Raw genomic sequence first — 16,773 nt, 5'->3', positions numbered from 1 at the left:
GGAATCCTCACACGGCGTGCCGAAGCGGCCCTCACGAGATCCTCACGAGGTGGGGCACGACACCGGGCGCGCCCCCGTGAACGTGGGAGCGCCGGCCCCGATGCGGACATCGGGACCGGCGCTCCGGAACATTCCTGCCGGTCCGATCAGCTCATCGGGTCGGCCGTCGTGTCGCCCTGAAGGCGCCGACGTCGGCGGGACATCACCAGGAAGGCACCGGCGAGCAGCACGAGCACTCCGCCGATGATGCCGGTCGTCAGCAGCGCATCGCCGTTGAGACCGGTGGCGGCGAGGTTGCCGTTGTGGGTGCCGCCGTGGTTGCCGCCCGTGCCGGGATCCCCGCCGCCCGGGGTGGTCGGCGTCGGGGTCGGGGTCGGCGTCGGGGTCACCACGTCGGCCACCACGAAGGTGCTCTCCGCGGCCGCGCTGCTGACGCCGCCGTAGGTCTGCACCGCGGAGATCGTGTGCGATCCCGAGGCGACCGACGGCGGCAGTGCGACGGACCAGGTGCCGTCCTCGTCCACGACCGTCGCGCTCGCGGCTTCCGCCGCGGGCGCCGCTGCCTTCGCGGCAGCGGCCTTGGCGGCACCGGCCTTGGCCGCGACCTCCGCGCCGTCGAGAGTGACGACCACATCCGCCCCGGGGACGCCGGTGCCGCTGACGGAGGCAGGCGCCTCGTCGAGCTTCGCACCGTTCGCCGGTGACGTGATCGCCGGCGCGTCCGGCTTCGCCGGATCCTCGGAGAGCGGAGCACGAACGGTGAGGAGCGCTGCCGTGTTGTTCTGCAACGACTTCTTCACGGTGACGACGGTGCCGTAACCGACGCCCGCATCCGCAGGGTTGCCGGTGCCGAGCGTGGTGAACCCGAGGTCATGACCGTACAGATCCGTCGCCGGGGTGCCGTCCGGGTTGACGACGCGCGTGCTGTAGGGCGCGCCGTCGACCGAGGGCACGACCACCGAGGCGTCGCGCAGGCGGTTGAATAGCTGACCGTCGCGGACCTCCAGCCCGGCCACCCAGCCCTGGTCGTCGGTGAAGGACTTCACCGGCGTCTGGGCCGCGATGTCGGTGCAGGCCTCGTTGAAGTCCACGTCCACCAGGCAGTCCTTGAACGGCAGAGTGGGCGTGAGACCGAACGCGGCGTTGGACGACTGCGCACGGCTGGAGATGTTCTTCGTCGTGGACGGATCCATCTCGGCCGCAGCCCCCGTACGACGCAGCGGGTCGAAGTGGCTGTCCACGAGGAGCAGGCCGCCCTTCGCCCCGTAGCTCGGCAGGTTGGTCAGGTTCGAGGTGACCTGGTTGGAGTCGCCGTAGGCGGTGTCGCGGTACCAGACCAGCGCGCCGGGCGCGTTGTACGGAACCTTCTCGACCTTCCATCCGGCGTCGCTGTACACCGTGGTGTAGCCGTACTTCAGGCCCTCGTCGAAGCCGTCGAAGTTGCGCCACTCGACCAGGTAGTACTGCGCCTTGATCTGCGTGCCCGTGTCGCGCACCCAGCCCGCCCCCGTGGTGTCGGTGAACGTGCCTGCGGTCGCGGTCCAGCCGTTGTCGCCGGACTCCACGTCATCGGTCCAGACGTCGGCGCCGCCGGCCGTCAGGGCGAAGTCGTCGGAGAACCAGCCGCGATCCTCGTAGGCCGCGTCGGTCGCCTGGCGCAGACGCACCTGGATGTTCTGACCGGCGTACGCCGACAGGTCGATGTGATCGTGACGCCAGCCGTCCGTGGAACCGGTGAGTCCGTACTTCTTGTTGCCGAAGTCCTTCATCCGCCCGTTCGGGTCGCTGTAGCCGTCATCCGTCGAGACCAGCGCACCGGACTCGTCGTAGACCTTCTGCTCGGTCCAGGTGGATCCGCCGTCGGTCGAGACCTCGACGAAGCCGAAGTCCCAGTCCTCCTCGATGACGTAGTCGTTCCACATCGAGAAGGTCGCGCCGGCCGGCACGTTGTCGATCGAGCGCTTCAGCTGCGCGTCGGCCCAATCCTGATCGGCGTTCGAGTACCACATCTCGGATCCGCTGTGCGGCTCGGCGAGGGTGATGCGCTTGTCCGGCAGGTTGATCTTGACGCCGTCCTCCGTGCCGTTCGCGGGACGGGATGCCTGGCCGACCTTGATGGTCTTGGTGCCGTCGCCCGGGTTGATCTCCACGGGGTCGACCCAGCCGAGCACCCACTTGTCCCAGATGCCCATGTGCGTCGGCATCGACTGGAAGATCGGTCCCGAGTGCGAACCCGAGCTCATCAGGTCCCAGAAGTCGATGTCGGAGTTGCCCGCGTTCGACGTGTCGTACAGATCCGGAAGGCCCAGGTCGTGACCGTACTCGTGGGCGAACACGCCGACGCCGGAGTTCTCCGGCTGAACGATGTAGTTCTGGATCTTGAAGTCGGTGCCGGGAATCGTGGCGCCACCCGCGACGTCGGACGAGTGCGCCCAGACCGCGTAGGTGCCCTCCTTGCCGCCGCCGCCGGACTTGTCCTCACCGGCGTGCACGAGCACGACGTGGTCGACGATGCCGTCCGGTTCGTGGACGTTGCCGTCCCCGTCGCGGTCGCCCTGGTCCTCCAGGTCGTAGTCGGCCCACGGGAAGTCCGGGTTCTGCTGCGCGAGCGCCGCGACGGCGTCGATGGGCAGCTGGCCAGGGCCGAGCGGGTTGTCGGGGTGACCCTGCATGTCCTGCATGGGTCCGGCCGTGTACTCGCCGGTCTTCGGGTCGATGTGACAGACGGTGGCCCCGTAGTACCCCTCGGAGTGCGGGACCTTGACCCAGGCCGTGGCCTCACCGGAGAGCGAGTAGGCGCCGCGCGACATCTCCTCGTACATCTTCTTCATGGTGTGGCCGGAGATGTCGAAGCCGGGCTGGCCGTCCAGGCCCGTCAGGTCGGTCCGCACCCGCTCGGTGATGCCGTCGTCGGAGAAGAGCATCCTGTTGTAGAAGTCGCTCGAGAAGTCGGGCACCCACATGGTGTTGTTGTCCTTGTGGGCCGCGTCTGCGGGATTCGGGATGTTGTTGTGCAGCGTCGGGCCCTGCACATCGCCCGGCTTGCAGTCCGTCGCTCCGAACCCGGTCGGCACCTGCAGGCCGGAGAAGTCCTCCGTGCCGTCGAATTCGACGAGGATGGTCAGGAGCTTGGCCTGCTGCGTGCTGTCGGCGTGCTTGAGGTTCTTCGGGCTCTCGCCGGTCTGCACCGCCTCCGCCTCGGTCTTGGCGAGCTGCTCGGCCGCGACCGGGTTGCCCTGTGCGTGCTTCTGGTCGTTCTCCTTGGCGCGATCGAACGCGGCGTCGCTGACCGCCTTCCGCGTGCTCGCGCCGCCCCCCAGGTCGGCGACCGGCTGGTCGTCGGACGCGTCCGTGAACGCCTCGGCCCGAGGAGCCACGTAGTTGATGTAATGATCGCTGGCGCCGCTCTTGCCCGCGATGCCGTTCGCCGCCGCGGAGGAGCTCGCGCCCGCCGCCTGGGCACTCGGCGGCGCAGCGCTCGGCGGCGCCGCACTCGCGGGAACGGCCCCGAACGTCGCCACCCCAGCGGCGGCGAGCACGAACGCCGAAGTCGTCGCCACTGCACGTCGTCGTGCGTGTGCGCTCTTTTCTGACATCGATTCTCCCTCCAGGCATCGCCACGACGGTTCCCGGGCGATGCGTACGTCATGCGCCGATCTGGCGCACACAAGTTCCAGGAATACCGTGAAACCCCTATGCAAGGGAAGAGAATCAGCTGATAAAGAAGGAACTTCCTGGGCGCGCACCTCCGAGCCGACGCGAAAGGGCGCCGCAGGATTCTTCTCCCGCGACGCCCTAGCTGCGCACCCTCGATCCGAGGATGCGGCCCGATCAGCCCTTGTTGCAGACTTCCTGCAGCTTCTTGCCCTGCTCGGTGAGCTTCGCGCTGGCGTCCTGTGCCTTGGTCGAGATCTCCTGGGCCTTGTCCTGGGCCTGCTTGAGCTTGTCCATCGCGGCAGGGTCGGTGGCGTCGATGTTCTTCAGGTCGGGCATCTCGAAGCCGTCGAAGACCTTCACGAAGCCGTTGAACTCGGTCGCGAACGCCGTCAGCGGCGCCTTCACGGCCTCGTTGGTGACCTTCTTGCCGGCCTCCTCGAGACCCTTCTGCACGGGCGCGAAGATCTCCGCGAAGTCGACCTTCTCGCCCTGGGTGGCCTGCTGCATGGCCGAGTTGACGTCGCTCGAGATGCTCGAGGTGGCCTTGTTCATCTCGGTGTTGGCGATCTTGCACGCGTCGGCCACGCTCTGGCCGCCCGAGCAGGCGGTCATGGTCGCGGTGAGGACGATCGCTGCGGCGAGGCCGCCGATACGGGTCAGGGTTGCCTTGTTCATGGTGAGCTCTCCGGTCTCTGCATGGATGTGGCTGCCGGTCCGTGAGGGCGCGACAGCCGTGATCGCCTTCCACCCTATTCCGAGCTGATGCATAGCTTCGGACCGGGTCGGCGGATCCGGCGCGATCGTGACCGCACCGAGATGCCGCCGCCTGCGTCGGCAGGTCGGCGGGCCGGCGCCCCCTCGCCCCGGCAGGCCTGCGGGCCGGCGCCCCCTCCCAGCACCCGCGCCCCCTCGTACGGACGCACCCACGAGGGGGCGCCGACACCACTAGGGGGCGCCGACGTTCCCAAGCACCGAAGCTGGGGACGGCGCGAGTACGGCTCCCTCACCGGGCGTTCGCCCCTCTCAGGGACACCCCCACGAGTCGGCGCCCCCTCCCAGCACCCGCGCCCCCTCGCAAGGACGCACCCACGAGGGGGCGCCGACACCATGAGGGGGCGCCGACATCCCCAGCACCGACGCTGGGGACGGCGCGCGTCCGGGATCCCGCGCGCGTTTGTTATGCTGGCCAGGCGTCATCGACGTGCGGGGCTGTAGTTCAATGGCAGAACTTCTGCTTCCCAAGCAGATAGCGCGGGTTCGATTCCCGTCAGCCCCTCCACATGGCTCATCCGCGAGCTCGCGCCACAAGAACGCCGGTTACGACGGCAAACGGCGTGCGGCTATCGTGCCAGCCAGCCGCCGTCGACGACGAGGGTGTGCCCGTTGACGTAGCCGGCGTCGGGCCCGACGAGGAAGGCCGCGGCGTGCGCGACTTCTTCGGGGGTACCCCAGCGCCCCGCCGGGATTCTGGAACGGATCTCGGCCTCTCGCGCCTCGTCCTCACGCAGTGCCGTCGTGTTGTTCGTCGAGATGTAGCCCGGCGCGATGCAGTTCACCGTGACCCCGCGCGCGGCCCACTCGTTGGCAAGGGTCTTGGTCATGCCGACGACGGCGTGCTTCGTCGTCGCGTACGAGACGACGTTGATGCCACCTTGGAACGAGAGCAGGGAAGCGATCGTGACGACCCTTCCGAATCCGCGCTCGACCATGGCCGCGCCGAGCGGCTGGGTGAGGGCCCAGACCGCTCTGAGGTTGACGTCGAGCACCCGTTCCCACTCCCGCGGATCGTGTGTCGCGGCCGGTTCCCGGTAGATGATCCCGGCATTGTTCACCAGCACGTCGATCGGGTCCTCGACAGCGAGGCGGCCCGCGAGGTCTCGTGTCGCGGCGACGTCCGAGAGATCGCACTCCACCGCGTCCACGTCCAGTCCTTCCGCGCGCAACGCAGCAGCCGCGTCCACGGCGCTGGCTCGCCCGAGGATCGTCGTGCGTGCACCGTCGTACGCCAGTCGTCGTGCGCACGCCAGCCCGATCCCCGATCCACCCCCCGTCACCAGTGCGTGACGACCTTCTAGCGCTCGCGACCTCCCGCTGCGAACCTCGTGCTCCACCGCGTCTCCCTGTCCTCCGACCGCAGGGCCAGATTAATTCTGTTGTACAGAAAATGCTTTCCTTTCAGGGAAACTATTGTCCAAGATGGGGTCGAGGTCAATACGTCTCATTGACCCGAGGACCAAACCACACGGACGAGCATCGAGGCTCGTCCCGCACCCTAGGAGGACCCGTGGCTCGCCTACGTTCGCGTTTGCTTCCCCTGATCGTCGGACTCAGCTCCATCGCGCTGCTCGCCACGGCGTGTGCGCCGGGTCCGGCCGAGAGCGACGCTGCTCCCACGCCCGCGCATTCGGTGAATCCGAAGGACTTCGCAGGCAAGACCCTCAACTACGTCTACTTCACCGACGGCCCCGACGAGAAGGGGACCCGTGACCTGATCGCGAAGTTCGAGAAGAAGTACGACGTCAAGGTCAACCTCGAGATCCTCGCGTTCGGCGACCTGATCAAGTCCGTCCAGGCCCGCCTCACCGGCGGCAACGCACCCGACGTCGTGCGGCTCTCCTCGCTCAGCGAGTTCCGTGATGACCTGCTGCCCCTGGACGACTACACCGGGGCCGGCTTCAAGGACGAATTCCTGCAGGGGTCCCGTGCCGCCGCGACCAACGCGAAGGGACAACTCATCGCCGTCCCCTCCGACCTCACGATCAACGCGCCGTTCATCAACGTCGACCTGTTCAAGAAGGCCGGCGTCGCGCTGCCCGACGAGAAGAAGCCGTGGACGTGGGACGAGCTGCTCACCGCCGCGAAGAAGGTTCAGGCTGCGACCGGCGTCCCTTACGCGTTCGCGATGGACAAGTCCGGTCACCGGCTTTCCACGGTCCTCAGCGAGTACGGCACCACCCTTGTCGGTCCGGACGGCAACACGCTCGATGCCGCCAAGGCGGAGAAGGCCCTCAGCCCGCTCGTCGATCTGATGAAGGACGACAAGATGCCGAAGGACTTCTGGCTCGGCTCGGGTTCGAAGTACAAGGGGGCGAACGAGATCTTCCTGACCGGGGACACGCCCGTGTACCTGTCCGGCAACTGGCAGGTCAGCCAATTCGTGCAGAACGCCAGCTTCAACTGGGCTGTGGCCCCGAACGCTTGCGCCAAGGAGTGCGGCGGCTTCCCCGGCGGCAAGTTCATGGCCGCGTTCAAGGAGTCGAAGAATCCCGCCCTCGCGGCCGAGTTCGTCAAGTTCATGAACTCTGCGGAGAACCAGACCACGTTCGTCACCGCTGCCGGATCCCTGCCGACCCGCGCCGACCTCGCGAAGTCGGGCGTGAAGTACGGTGACGCAAAAACGCAAGCCGCGATGGACGTGTTCAACGCCGAACTCAAGCGCACCCCCGAGGCGGACTTCAGCACCATCGGCAACCCGGCCTTCACCGGATCGGCCACCGAGCTGGTCAACCAGATCTCGGCGGTGGTCGCGGGCCAGAAGGATCTCTCCGCGGCGATCAAGGATCTGTCCACGAAGATCGACCAGCTGGTGGCGGAGACGAAGCAATGACCACCGTCGCCGTCCCGCTTGCGCTGAACCGGCGCAAGCGGGCCCCTTGGGGGCTCCGCCTCGCGCCGTACATCTTCCTCTTCCCGAACATGCTCATCTTCGGGATGTTCACCGTCTGGCCTGCACTCAACGGCTTCAACATGTCGATGTACGCCTCCAGCAACGGCCGCACGTTCAAGCCCGTGGGGCTGGGGAACTACACGACCATCCTCACTGACGCCCAGTTCTGGTCGGTGGCGCGAAACACGGTCGTCTACGCGATCGCCTTCGTGCTGCTGTCGACGGTGCTGGGCATCGGACTCGCCGTACTGATCGAGGCGCAGAAGCGCTTCAAGGTCTTCTTCCGCAGCGCCTTCTTCATCCCCGTGCTCATCTCCCCGGTCGTCGTCGGTCTCGTCTGGGGCTGGATGCTGGAGCGCAAGAGCGGTGCGGTCAACACCTGGCTGAGCTGGCTCGGGGTCGGGGAGATCCCGTGGCTGGTCGACAGCACCTGGGCGATGGTCGCGATCGTCGCCGTCGGGATCTGGATGCAGGTCGGCTTCTACATGCTGATCCTCCTGGCCGGGCTTCAGTCGATCGATCCCACCCTGTACGAAGCCGCCCGTATGGACGGTGCGTCGGCGTGGACCCAGTTCCGCTCGATAACGCTCCCGATGCTGCAGCCGAGCATCGTCGTTGTCGTCGTGCTGGCCACGATCCATGGGTTCCAGTCGTTCGACTTCATCTACACCCTGACCGGCGGCGGCCCCGTCGGCGCGACGATGCTGATCGTGCAGTACATCTACGAGAACGGGTTCCAATCGCCGATCCGCTACGGCATCGCGTCGGCCGGCGGCGTCCTGCTGTTCCTCGTGGTGTTCGTGATCACGATCATCAACTGGCTGATCAGCAGGAAGAGAGAAGCGGTATGAGCGCTCAACCCGCGGGTGCGCCCCGTCGCACCTGGACCTCCCTCGGCAAGACCCGGCTCTCGGATGTGCTTCGTGTGGTCGTGCTCACCGCGGGCTCCCTCGTCGCCCTGATCCCCGTGCTGTGGACGCTGCTCGGCGCGTTCAAGTCTCCGACGGAACTCGCCGCGCGTCCGCCGGGCTTCCTTCCGGATTCCTGGGCGTTGACGAACTTCACCGAGGCCCTCACCCGCTTCGACTTCACGACCTATCTGCGCAACAGCGTCGTGGTCACGATCGCGGCGACCGCCCTCACCCTCGCCATCAACTCGATGGCGGCCTACGCGCTGGCGAAGTACAACTTCCGCGGCAAGACGTTCCTGTTCGTGCTGACGCTCGCGACGATCATGATCCCGCTTCAGGTCATCCTGATCCCCGTCTATCAGGTCGTCGCCGGTCTCGGGCTGGTGAACACCCTATGGGGCATGATCATCCCCGCGGCCGCGACTCCCACGGGCGTGTTCCTGCTCCGCCAGTACATGCTGAGCATCCCCGACGAACTGATCGAGGCCGCCCGCGTCGACGGGTCCGGTGAGTTCCGCACGTTCCTGCGCATCGTCCTCCCGCTGTGCACGCCGGCGCTCGCCGTCGTCGCCATCTTCTCCGTGATGTGGCGTTGGAACGATTTCCTCTGGCCTTTGATCGTCGCCCAGAGCTCGGACGTGTATACGCTCCCGGTCGCGCTGGCGCGATTCAACGCCGAGGAGACGGTCCCGTTCAACCTCATCCTCGCGATGAGCGTCGTATCGATCCTTCCCGTCCTGATCATCTACCTGTTCTTCCAGCGGCAGATCGCGACGGGAATCGCCAACACCGGCGGCAAATAGCCCCGCTCGCATCAGCCGAGCGACCAGACATCGCCCACTCGAGTTTTGACCTTTCCCGGGCGGCGCGATGAACGGGTGGTGGCGGGACAGCAGCCCGCCACCACCTCACACTCCACGACATCACACTCCACGACATCACCCCGCAACGAGAGGCCAGGACTGATGGACTCATATGTCACCACTAAGGATCCGGACACCTGCCCGCGCTGCGGAGGGCGGGTCGGAACCGACGGGCAGACCCTCCGGTCAGGCAGCTGCACCGCCCGACATTCGCCCTCACGGACCACCGATGACCAGCAGACCGAGCACCAACAGGAGATCTCCTTCCATGACTGACACGGGCGCGACAGACCGCACCGTACACCTGACCGACGCCGAAGGAACCGTGCGGGACTGGCTCATCTCGCCCGCCTGGGCGATCCCTTGCACCGACCTGGACGCATTCCTGGCATCCGCCGGAGAGCCGTGGGGCGACGGACGGTGGATCCTCACCAACGGTCCGGACGTCAGCGCTTTCAAGGAGAGGCTGCTCGCGGCGCATCCCGTCGATGACGGCCAGGCGCTGCCGACGCCGTCGGAGGGTGCGGAGATCGGCTGGGAGGCGTTCGGCGTGCACCATGAGTCGTCATGGGCGCGAGCGCGCACCGGGTGGGATGGTTTCCTGGACTGGTCCGCCTTCTGCTTCACCCCGGAATACCGGGCGTCGCTCGCCACCACGGTGATAGAGGTGGATCAATCCGAATGGCGGACCCTCGAGGTGCACACCACAGGCCCGTTCATCCTCTGGCTCGACGGGGATGTCGTCCTCCGGGGAGGCTCGGTGTCGTACATGGAGCCGGAACGGCACAGCGTCCGCGTGCGGATCCCCTCCCGCACCACCACGGTCCACCTCGCGACCTGGCAGGTGGCCTTCCGGGAGTGCCGTCACATCGCACGGCTGCGCGTCGTCGGGCTCCCCGTGCGGGTCGTGCTGCCGTCACCGGGGGCGGACGAGTCGGCAGCCCGTCTCGCGGAGACCGTTCTCACCAGCATCGCCTCGACATCCTGGGCGCTGAGCGACGATCGTGCGCAGCTGACCGGACCCGCAGGAGTCGCGCTGAGGGTGCGAGTCGGCGATCAGGGCTGGCAGCGGATCCGCACCGACTCCGGCGGGATCGCGGAGTACTCCCTGTCCGGTGCGAGGGAGGAGCAGGACGAGGGCGCGGATGTCGCGCGCTCCGCCGGCGCCTCGATGCTGAGCTCCGGCGAGTCTGTGGTCGAGGTGGGCATCGATGACCCGCGCTGCCCGCAAACCGTGATGCTCCGGGTCGCGCGACTGCCGGAGGCGAGCACGGAGCGTGCGGAAGGATCTCCCGCCGACTGGCGCCGGGAGATCCTGACCCACATCGGCAGGAGCGGCCGAGAGACCGGGGTGGCGGGCGTGCTCGCCCGCCACTCCCTCGACCCCGCGACCCGCGTGACGGCGGACGACCTCGCCTCAGCGCTGCACCGGGTGCTCACGCGCGGCGACTGCGCCGACTTCGAAGTCGTCGCCCTGCTCTTCGCCTGGCAGTGGATCCCGGCCGAGAACTGGGACGCAGGCCTCCGGGAGACGGTGAGGGAGGCACTGATCGGCATGAAGTACTGGATCACGCAGCCCGGCCTCGATGCCATGTGCTACTTCACGGAGAACCACCAGCTGGTCTGGCACGTCGCCGAGGCCCTCGCCGGAGAGGCGTTCGACGAGGACGTCTTCCCCGTCGACGGCCGCCTCGGCGCTCAGCACGCGAAGGATGGACGGGCGCGCGCCGCCGCGTGGATCACGCGCAAGCTGCAGGGCGGCTTCAGCGAGTTCGATTCCAACGCGTACCTCGCGATCGACTCCTACGCGCTCGCCGCCCTCGTCGAGCTCTGCGCCGACGAGAATCTGACACGGGCCGCGCGTACGCTGCTGGACAAGATCCTGGTGACGCTCGCATCCAACTCCTGGCGCGGCATCCACGGCGCGGCGCACGGGCGCTCCTACGTGCACACCCTGCGCAGCAGCCGGTTCGAGGAGACCTCGCCGATCCTGCGGCTCATCGGCGGAGTCGGCACGCTCAACGACGCCGTGCTGCCCGTGACGGCACTGGCGCTCGCGCGCCGCTATGCGATCCCCGGTGTCGTCCGTTCGCTCGTGACGGAGATCCCCGACGAGTGGGAGGGGCGCCAGGTCTACCGCGGCAGGCTCGCGTTCGAGCGTGACCTGCTGGAGCGTCCATACCGCTCCGACCTCCGGATCCATCGCACTCCCGACGGGATGGTGTCGAGCGTCCAGGACTATCGCGCCGGCCTCCCGGGGCTGCAGGAGCACCTGTGGGGCGTCACGCTGGGACGAGAGATTCAAGTGTTCGTCACGCACCCGGCCAACGCCGACACAGGATCCAGCGCCCGTCCCAACGGGTGGGTGGGGCATCGAGTGCTCGGCCGGGTGCATCAGCACGGCAACGCCGTGGTGCATCTTCAGCGCTTCACGCCGACGGACCCCGCAGGCTATACGCATCTGTGGTTCCCCGCCGAGCAGTTCGACGATGTCGTCGTCACCGGGGACTGGATCTTCGGCCGCAGGGGAGACGGATACGTCGCCGTCGCGACGCCCGGCGGCGTTCGGCCCGTCACCACGGGCGACACCGCGCATCAGGAATGGCTCCCCGCCCGCAGCGGAGCAGCCTGGGTGGCCGTCTCCGGACGGCACGCCGTGGACGGCGCCTTCTCGGAGTGGATGAGGCACGTCGCGGCATCGACTCCGGAGTGGGGCGACGGTGACAGCGTCGACTGGCGCCGCAAGAGTGCCGCGCGATTGGAGCTGTCGTTCGACGACCCTTTCCTCATCGACGGCGCACCCGCCGGCTTCCACGACGGTCGGCCGGAAGAGGATCCGCACCTGACGAACCCCGCGGTGACCCTGGGCTTCGGCGACGAGCGCGCCACCGTGTCCTGGGCCGGTTCGGAGCTCGTGCTCGACATCGCCGGCGCGATCGCCGCCGCAGAGGCGGTGAGCTGAATGGCCGGGGAAGACCTTTCCTCCTCCGAGCTCGCCGAGCCGGCGCTCGCCCCACTCACGCGCGAGGCGTTCACCCTGGTGCAGGGCGATCTCGAGCACGCGGTGCGCGACGCCACCCGTAACCAAGGGCTGTCGCGCTGGTTCTGGGGCGAGGGCGTGTGCCTGCTCGCGCTGGTGCGGTTGTCGCGTGCTCGCGGAGAGCACGATCCTGCGGAGGTCGCGGCCTTCATGGCGGAGTACCGCGACGCCCCGCCCACTTTGGAACACGTGAACAACCTCGCCCCCGGTGCCGCCCTCGCCGAGCTGCACCGCCGCGACCCCCGTCCCGAGTATCGGCGTCTGCTGGACGAGTGCCTGGCCTGGTACGAGTCGGCGCCCGAGGCGACGCGGGACGCCGGCGGGGCCCTGGAGCATTGGCCCGGAGGGGTGTGGGCCGACACGGTCTACATGGCGGGGCAGTTCCTGCTGCGCGCCGGCGCGGTCCTGAACCGGGAAGACCTCGTCGTCGAGGCTCAGCGCCAGTGGATCGCACACGCCGAGCTGCTCCAGGATGAAACGACGGGGCTGCTCGCGCACGGAACCCACCACGGCATCAGGATCCCCTGCCACTGGGGGCGCGCGAACGCCTGGTTCGCCCTCTCGGGGGCTGACATCCTCGCCGCCACAGGATCCGCCGAGGTACGCGAGCGCCTCGTCCGCCTGCTGGAGAGCGCGGCCCGCCGGCAGCCCGACCATGGCGTGTGGGACGTGCTCCTCGACGACGCCCCCGAGACGAGGGGAATTCTTGAGACCTCCGCGGCCGCGGGTCTCGGCGCAGCGCTCCTACGCACGGCCGCGCTCAGCGACGGGATCGTCCGGGACCGGCTCGCCGCGGCCGGCGAGCGGGCCGTGCTCGGCTCGCTCGCCTACGTGGAAGACGGTCTGCTCACCAGGGTCAGCGCCGGAACCATCCTCCAGCTGATCCCGTTCGGCTACTCCGTCATCCGCGACGACCGCCCGCAGCCATGGGGGCAGGGCTTGACCATGGAAGCGCTCGCCGCCTGGCGAGAGACCGCACACCTCAGGAAGGACACCTTCGCATGACCGTTCACACCCGCTACGCGCACAGCCCAGAGGCCGTCGCAGCGATGGACACCGCACAGCTGCGCCGCGCTTTCCTCGACGGCGATCTGTTCCAGCCCGGGGAGGCCCGCGGCACCTATCTGCACGCGGACCGCATTCTCGCCTTCGGAGTCGTGCCCCTCGCCGACCCGGTCGAGCTGCCGGCTCCGGACGAAGTCAGGGCAGAGTTCCTCTTGCAGCGCCGCGAGGCCGGAATCCTCAACATCGGCGGCCCTGGTGCGGTCGTTGCCGACGGCGTCGCCTACCCGCTCTCGCACACCGAGGCCCTCTATCTCGGACGCGGGACACGGGACGTGTCGTTCTCGTCCGACGATCCGGCCGACCCGGCGGCGTTCTACGTCTTCACCGCCGTGGTGCACCAGACGCATCCGAACGCACGCATCAGCCACGACGAGATGAACGTCGTCGAGCTCGGCTCCGCGGAGACAGCGAACAGCCGCACCCTGAACCAGTGCATCATCGAGGGCCGCACGGCAAGCGCGAGCATCGCCTTCGGCTTCACGACGGTGCACCGCGGCAGCACCTGGAACACCATGCCGCCGCACACCCATGACCGTCGCACGGAGTGCTACCTCTACTTCGACATGGATCCCGCCGACCGCGTCTTCCACATGATGGGCGAAGTCGACGAGAGTCGCCATCTCGTCGTCGCCGATCGCGATCTCGTCGTCTCACCGAGCTGGTCGATGCATTTCGGCGCCGGGACCGGCCCGTACAGCTTCGTCTGGGCCACGGCCGGCGAGAACGCCGCCTACGACGACATGGATCATGTCAGGGTGGTGGACATCAAGTGACAGAATTCTGATCATGGCAGCCTCCGACAAGACCGCCTCCGAGCCGCCCCTCTCCGCCTTGCTGAAGGGCCTCTCCGTGCTGGAAGCGGTCATCTCCAACGAGCGCCTCTCCGACCTCTCCCGTGCGACGGGCTTGTCATACAGCACGGTGCACCGAATCCTCGCCGACCTCGGCGAGGGCGGATGGGTCTACCAGGACGAGGAACGCCATTACCACCCGGGACCGAAGATGCATGCCATCTCCGGTCTGCTGCGCGACGACGCCGAGATCGTCCTGCAGGCCAGGCCGCACCTGGAACGGCTGCGCCAGATGACAGGGATGACGGTGCACCTCGGAGTGATCCACGCGGACGAGGTCGTGTACGCCGCCAAACTCGACGGACACGGGTCCTATCGCATGGTCTCGCGGGTCGGCGGGAGCGTGCCGCTGCACTCCACATCGATCGGCAAGGCGGTCCTGGCCCGACTCAGCGATGACGAGGTGCAGCAGATCCTCCAGCGGACCGGCATGCGGCCCGTCACGCCGGGCACACACCGCACTCTGGGCTCACTCCTCGCCGACCTCGATGCGACTCGCAAGCGCGGGTGGGCGATCGACGAGGGCGAGAACGAAGTGGGACTGCGCTGCGTCGGAGCGTGCATCGTCGATGCCGGGGGGCGCGCGATCGGCGGCGTGAGCGTCTCCGCCCTCGAGTTCGAGATGCCCCTCTCCCGCCTCACCTCACTCGCGACGCACGTCATCGAGGCCGCCAGCGGGATCAGCGCCAGCCTCGGCGCCGCCTGAACCCCCGGCGCCCTCGCCGCGCCCGCCCTCGCCCTGCCGACCGGCGCCTCCCCCCGCTTCCCAGATCCGTCAGCCGCAGATGCCGACGACGAACCCCAGGAAGTCGGAGAAGCGGCCCCAGAGGTTCTGCCCGGAGGCGTCATCGGCGCGGTTACTGTTCGCATTGCCGATGACGTTCTCGATCGCGAGGATGTACGCATCCGAGGTCTGCGGCCTGCGCAGGCCCTCGACCTTGAGCCCGGCGGACTGCCCTGCGGCGATGTCCTGGGTCAGCACGAACCTCATCTCGGTCGAGCTGAGGAGGGTGAGCACGCCCGCACCCGCGGCCACCCCGACGAGGAGGTTGCCGACGCCCCCGCCGGTGAGCAGGAACGAGGATCCCGCCTTCACCGGGTTCCCGATCGCGGTGATCGTGTACTGCGGGTAGGAGAGCAGGACGCCGCCGAAGTTCACCTCCCAGCAGCTCGACCCGATCTGCACGTTCTGCTGAGCGATGGGGGCCGATGCCGAGGCCAGCGGCATCGCGACCGCCGCCGTGATGACCGGGACGGACCAGACGGCGGATCTCACAACGGTGCGACGCGATACCCCGCTCTTCTCGACACGCGATGACGTCATTTCAAGCCCCCAGTGCATGAAAGTCGAGCGGGAGTCCTCGGTACGACGACCCCTCAGGAGTGCGGCCCCAGGCTCCCTCGACGACGTCGAGGGCACCGCATTCGTGGTCAGCCTACGGTACGGCCGGGCCCGATGCCCTCGAGAGGCGTCGGGACGATCCCGGCGCGCTCAGCCGAACACCAGCGCCGCGGTGAAGAGCGTGTAGAAGACGACGACCGACCACAGGAACGCGCGCTCGGTGAGGCCCACGATCCGGCGGAGCTTGGGCAGAACGAGACTCGCGATCAGGGCGATGAGCGCGACCAGGATCACGATGGCGAGTACGCCGAGCACTCCGCCGATGACGGCGAGCAACGGCGAGCCGGCCTGCGCCGCGATGCGCTGCACGAGCGCGGCGATCCGATCGGCCGGGCTGTAGGCCGCCGCGAAGTTGATGATCGCGAGCGCGTAGTGCACGATCCCCTGCACGCCGAGGCGGGTCCCCCGCGGCGGGATGGGAGCGGCGATCATGAGCAACGGCGTGACGGCGGCGACCAGCAGGATCACGAAGCAAGGGATCCGGTAGTCCCATGAGCCGAGCCCGAGCAGCACGGCGAAGGCCGTCGCGGTCCACGCTCCCGCAGTGATCACGCTCATCACCCGGAACAGCCGAAGGGTCGGCCCGTTCGCGTAGTCGCTGACGGTGTCGCCTAGGAGGTGCGCCGGCGGGCGCATCGTGTGCAGCCGTGCGAACACGACGATCCGCGCGGCCCAGAGGACGAGCGCGAACATGGCCGCGACGAGCGCGGCCGGCTGGGAGTGAATGGTGTCCACGGTGTTCCTTTCCGAAACTCTGAATCCTGTCTGCCCTCGGCGCGGCTCAGTCCGCGGGGTCCGCGTTCAGCTGGGCGATCACACGGGCGAGCCGGGCGGACAGGTCGTCCGGATCCTCTCCCGCGGCGCGCACGACGTCATCGAACGATCCTCCGAGCGCCGCCGTCGCCTCCGCCAGACGCCGCTCGCCGGCGCGCGTGAGCACGACCGGCTTGGCGCGTCCTGCTCCGCGAACCCCCTCGGCGCGGATGAGTCCGGCGTCGACGAGGTCGCGGATGATGCCGCTCATCCCCGCCTCGGTGACCCCGACCGCCTCGGCGAGCCTTCGCGCGACGACGCCCGGGTGCTCGCCGACGATCGTGAGGGTCACGAATCGGCGCATCGACAACCCGAACGGAGCGAGCTTGCGCTCCCCCTGCGCATCCATCGTCATCACCAGTTCATGCAGCAGGTGGGAGAAGTCGGCCATGTCACTAACTTAAGTGCTTAAGTTATTGACGGTCAAGACCCGTCCGGGATCCGCCGCCCACCGATCACGACCTCAGTTCCGCGGTGCGTCTTTCGCTGTTCGGTCAGGACGTC

The 16,773-nt window shown here is 68.1% G+C and carries 13 protein-coding genes and 1 tRNA gene; 8 read left to right on the top strand and 6 right to left on the bottom strand.

Annotated elements, in window-relative coordinates; all coding sequences use genetic code 11:
- Positions 1–146: 146 nt before the first annotated feature.
- Entirely contained in the window at positions 147–3,596 is a 3,450-nt protein-coding gene (locus AC1DG4_RS01875) for an immune inhibitor A domain-containing protein (RefSeq protein ID WP_477377428.1), read from the bottom strand.
- 235 nt (positions 3,597–3,831) lie between these two features.
- On the bottom strand, positions 3,832–4,332 hold the full coding sequence (locus AC1DG4_RS01870) for a hypothetical protein (protein WP_477377430.1): 501 nt from the start codon (positions 4,330–4,332) through the stop codon (positions 3,832–3,834).
- 530 nt (positions 4,333–4,862) lie between these two features.
- Between AC1DG4_RS01870 and AC1DG4_RS01865 the strand changes: the two genes are divergently transcribed.
- Positions 4,863–4,936: transfer RNA gene (locus tag AC1DG4_RS01865), tRNA-Gly, on the top strand.
- A 61-nt stretch (positions 4,937–4,997) separates the two neighbouring features.
- On the opposite strand, the gene AC1DG4_RS01860 is transcribed toward AC1DG4_RS01865, so the two are convergent.
- The gene (locus AC1DG4_RS01860; protein ID WP_477420382.1) at positions 4,998–5,711 is read right to left on the bottom strand and encodes an SDR family oxidoreductase; all 714 of its coding nucleotides are present in this window, start codon (positions 5,709–5,711) and stop codon (positions 4,998–5,000) included.
- Between the two features lie 230 nt (positions 5,712–5,941).
- On the opposite strand from AC1DG4_RS01860, the gene AC1DG4_RS01855 reads away from it, so the two are divergent.
- From AC1DG4_RS01855 to AC1DG4_RS01825, 7 genes are all read left to right on the top strand, one after another.
- Positions 5,942–7,264: an ABC transporter substrate-binding protein gene (locus tag AC1DG4_RS01855; RefSeq protein WP_477377434.1), complete on the top strand. Its 1,323-nt coding sequence runs from the start codon at positions 5,942–5,944 to the stop codon at positions 7,262–7,264.
- Positions 7,261–8,175, top strand: a complete 915-nt coding sequence (locus AC1DG4_RS01850) for a carbohydrate ABC transporter permease (RefSeq protein WP_477377436.1) — start codon at positions 7,261–7,263, stop codon at positions 8,173–8,175. Before AC1DG4_RS01855 ends, AC1DG4_RS01850 begins: the two co-directional genes overlap by 4 nt.
- Positions 8,172–9,038 carry a carbohydrate ABC transporter permease gene (locus AC1DG4_RS01845; RefSeq protein WP_477377438.1) on the top strand — a complete coding sequence of 289 codons (867 nt, stop codon included), beginning with the start codon at positions 8,172–8,174 and terminating at the stop codon, positions 9,036–9,038. The genes AC1DG4_RS01850 and AC1DG4_RS01845 overlap by 4 nt, the downstream gene beginning before the upstream one ends.
- 328 nt (positions 9,039–9,366) lie before the next feature.
- The gene (locus AC1DG4_RS01840; RefSeq protein ID WP_477377440.1) at positions 9,367–12,060 is read left to right on the top strand and encodes a hypothetical protein; all 2,694 of its coding nucleotides are present in this window, start codon (positions 9,367–9,369) and stop codon (positions 12,058–12,060) included.
- Positions 12,061–13,143: a glycoside hydrolase family 88 protein gene (locus AC1DG4_RS01835; protein ID WP_477377442.1), complete on the top strand. Its 1,083-nt coding sequence runs from the start codon at positions 12,061–12,063 to the stop codon at positions 13,141–13,143. It abuts the gene before it with no gap.
- Positions 13,140–13,976 carry a 5-dehydro-4-deoxy-D-glucuronate isomerase gene (gene kduI / locus AC1DG4_RS01830; protein WP_477377444.1) on the top strand — a complete coding sequence of 279 codons (837 nt, stop codon included), beginning with the start codon at positions 13,140–13,142 and terminating at the stop codon, positions 13,974–13,976. The genes AC1DG4_RS01835 and kduI overlap by 4 nt, the downstream gene beginning before the upstream one ends.
- A 13-nt stretch (positions 13,977–13,989) precedes the next feature.
- The gene (locus AC1DG4_RS01825) at positions 13,990–14,760 is read left to right on the top strand and encodes an IclR family transcriptional regulator (protein ID WP_477377446.1); all 771 of its coding nucleotides are present in this window, start codon (positions 13,990–13,992) and stop codon (positions 14,758–14,760) included.
- Positions 14,761–14,829: 69 nt separating this feature from the next.
- Here AC1DG4_RS01825 and AC1DG4_RS01820 read toward each other — a convergent pair whose 3' ends face one another.
- From AC1DG4_RS01820 to AC1DG4_RS01810, 3 genes are all read right to left on the bottom strand, one after another.
- Positions 14,830–15,330, bottom strand: coding sequence for a hypothetical protein (locus AC1DG4_RS01820; protein WP_477377448.1), 501 nt, complete (start codon positions 15,328–15,330; stop codon positions 14,830–14,832).
- Between the two features lie 216 nt (positions 15,331–15,546).
- Positions 15,547–16,191 carry a hypothetical protein gene (locus AC1DG4_RS01815; protein ID WP_477377450.1) on the bottom strand — a complete coding sequence of 215 codons (645 nt, stop codon included), beginning with the start codon at positions 16,189–16,191 and terminating at the stop codon, positions 15,547–15,549.
- A gap of 46 nt (positions 16,192–16,237) precedes the next feature.
- The gene (locus AC1DG4_RS01810; protein ID WP_477377452.1) at positions 16,238–16,660 is read right to left on the bottom strand and encodes a MarR family winged helix-turn-helix transcriptional regulator; all 423 of its coding nucleotides are present in this window, start codon (positions 16,658–16,660) and stop codon (positions 16,238–16,240) included.
- Between the last annotated feature and the right edge of the window lie 113 nt (positions 16,661–16,773).

This window comes from Microbacterium sp. 05N427 (assembly GCF_056397105.1).
The sequence above is the reverse complement of the archived record's forward strand: the minus strand, read 5'-3'. Positions and strand labels throughout refer to the sequence as shown.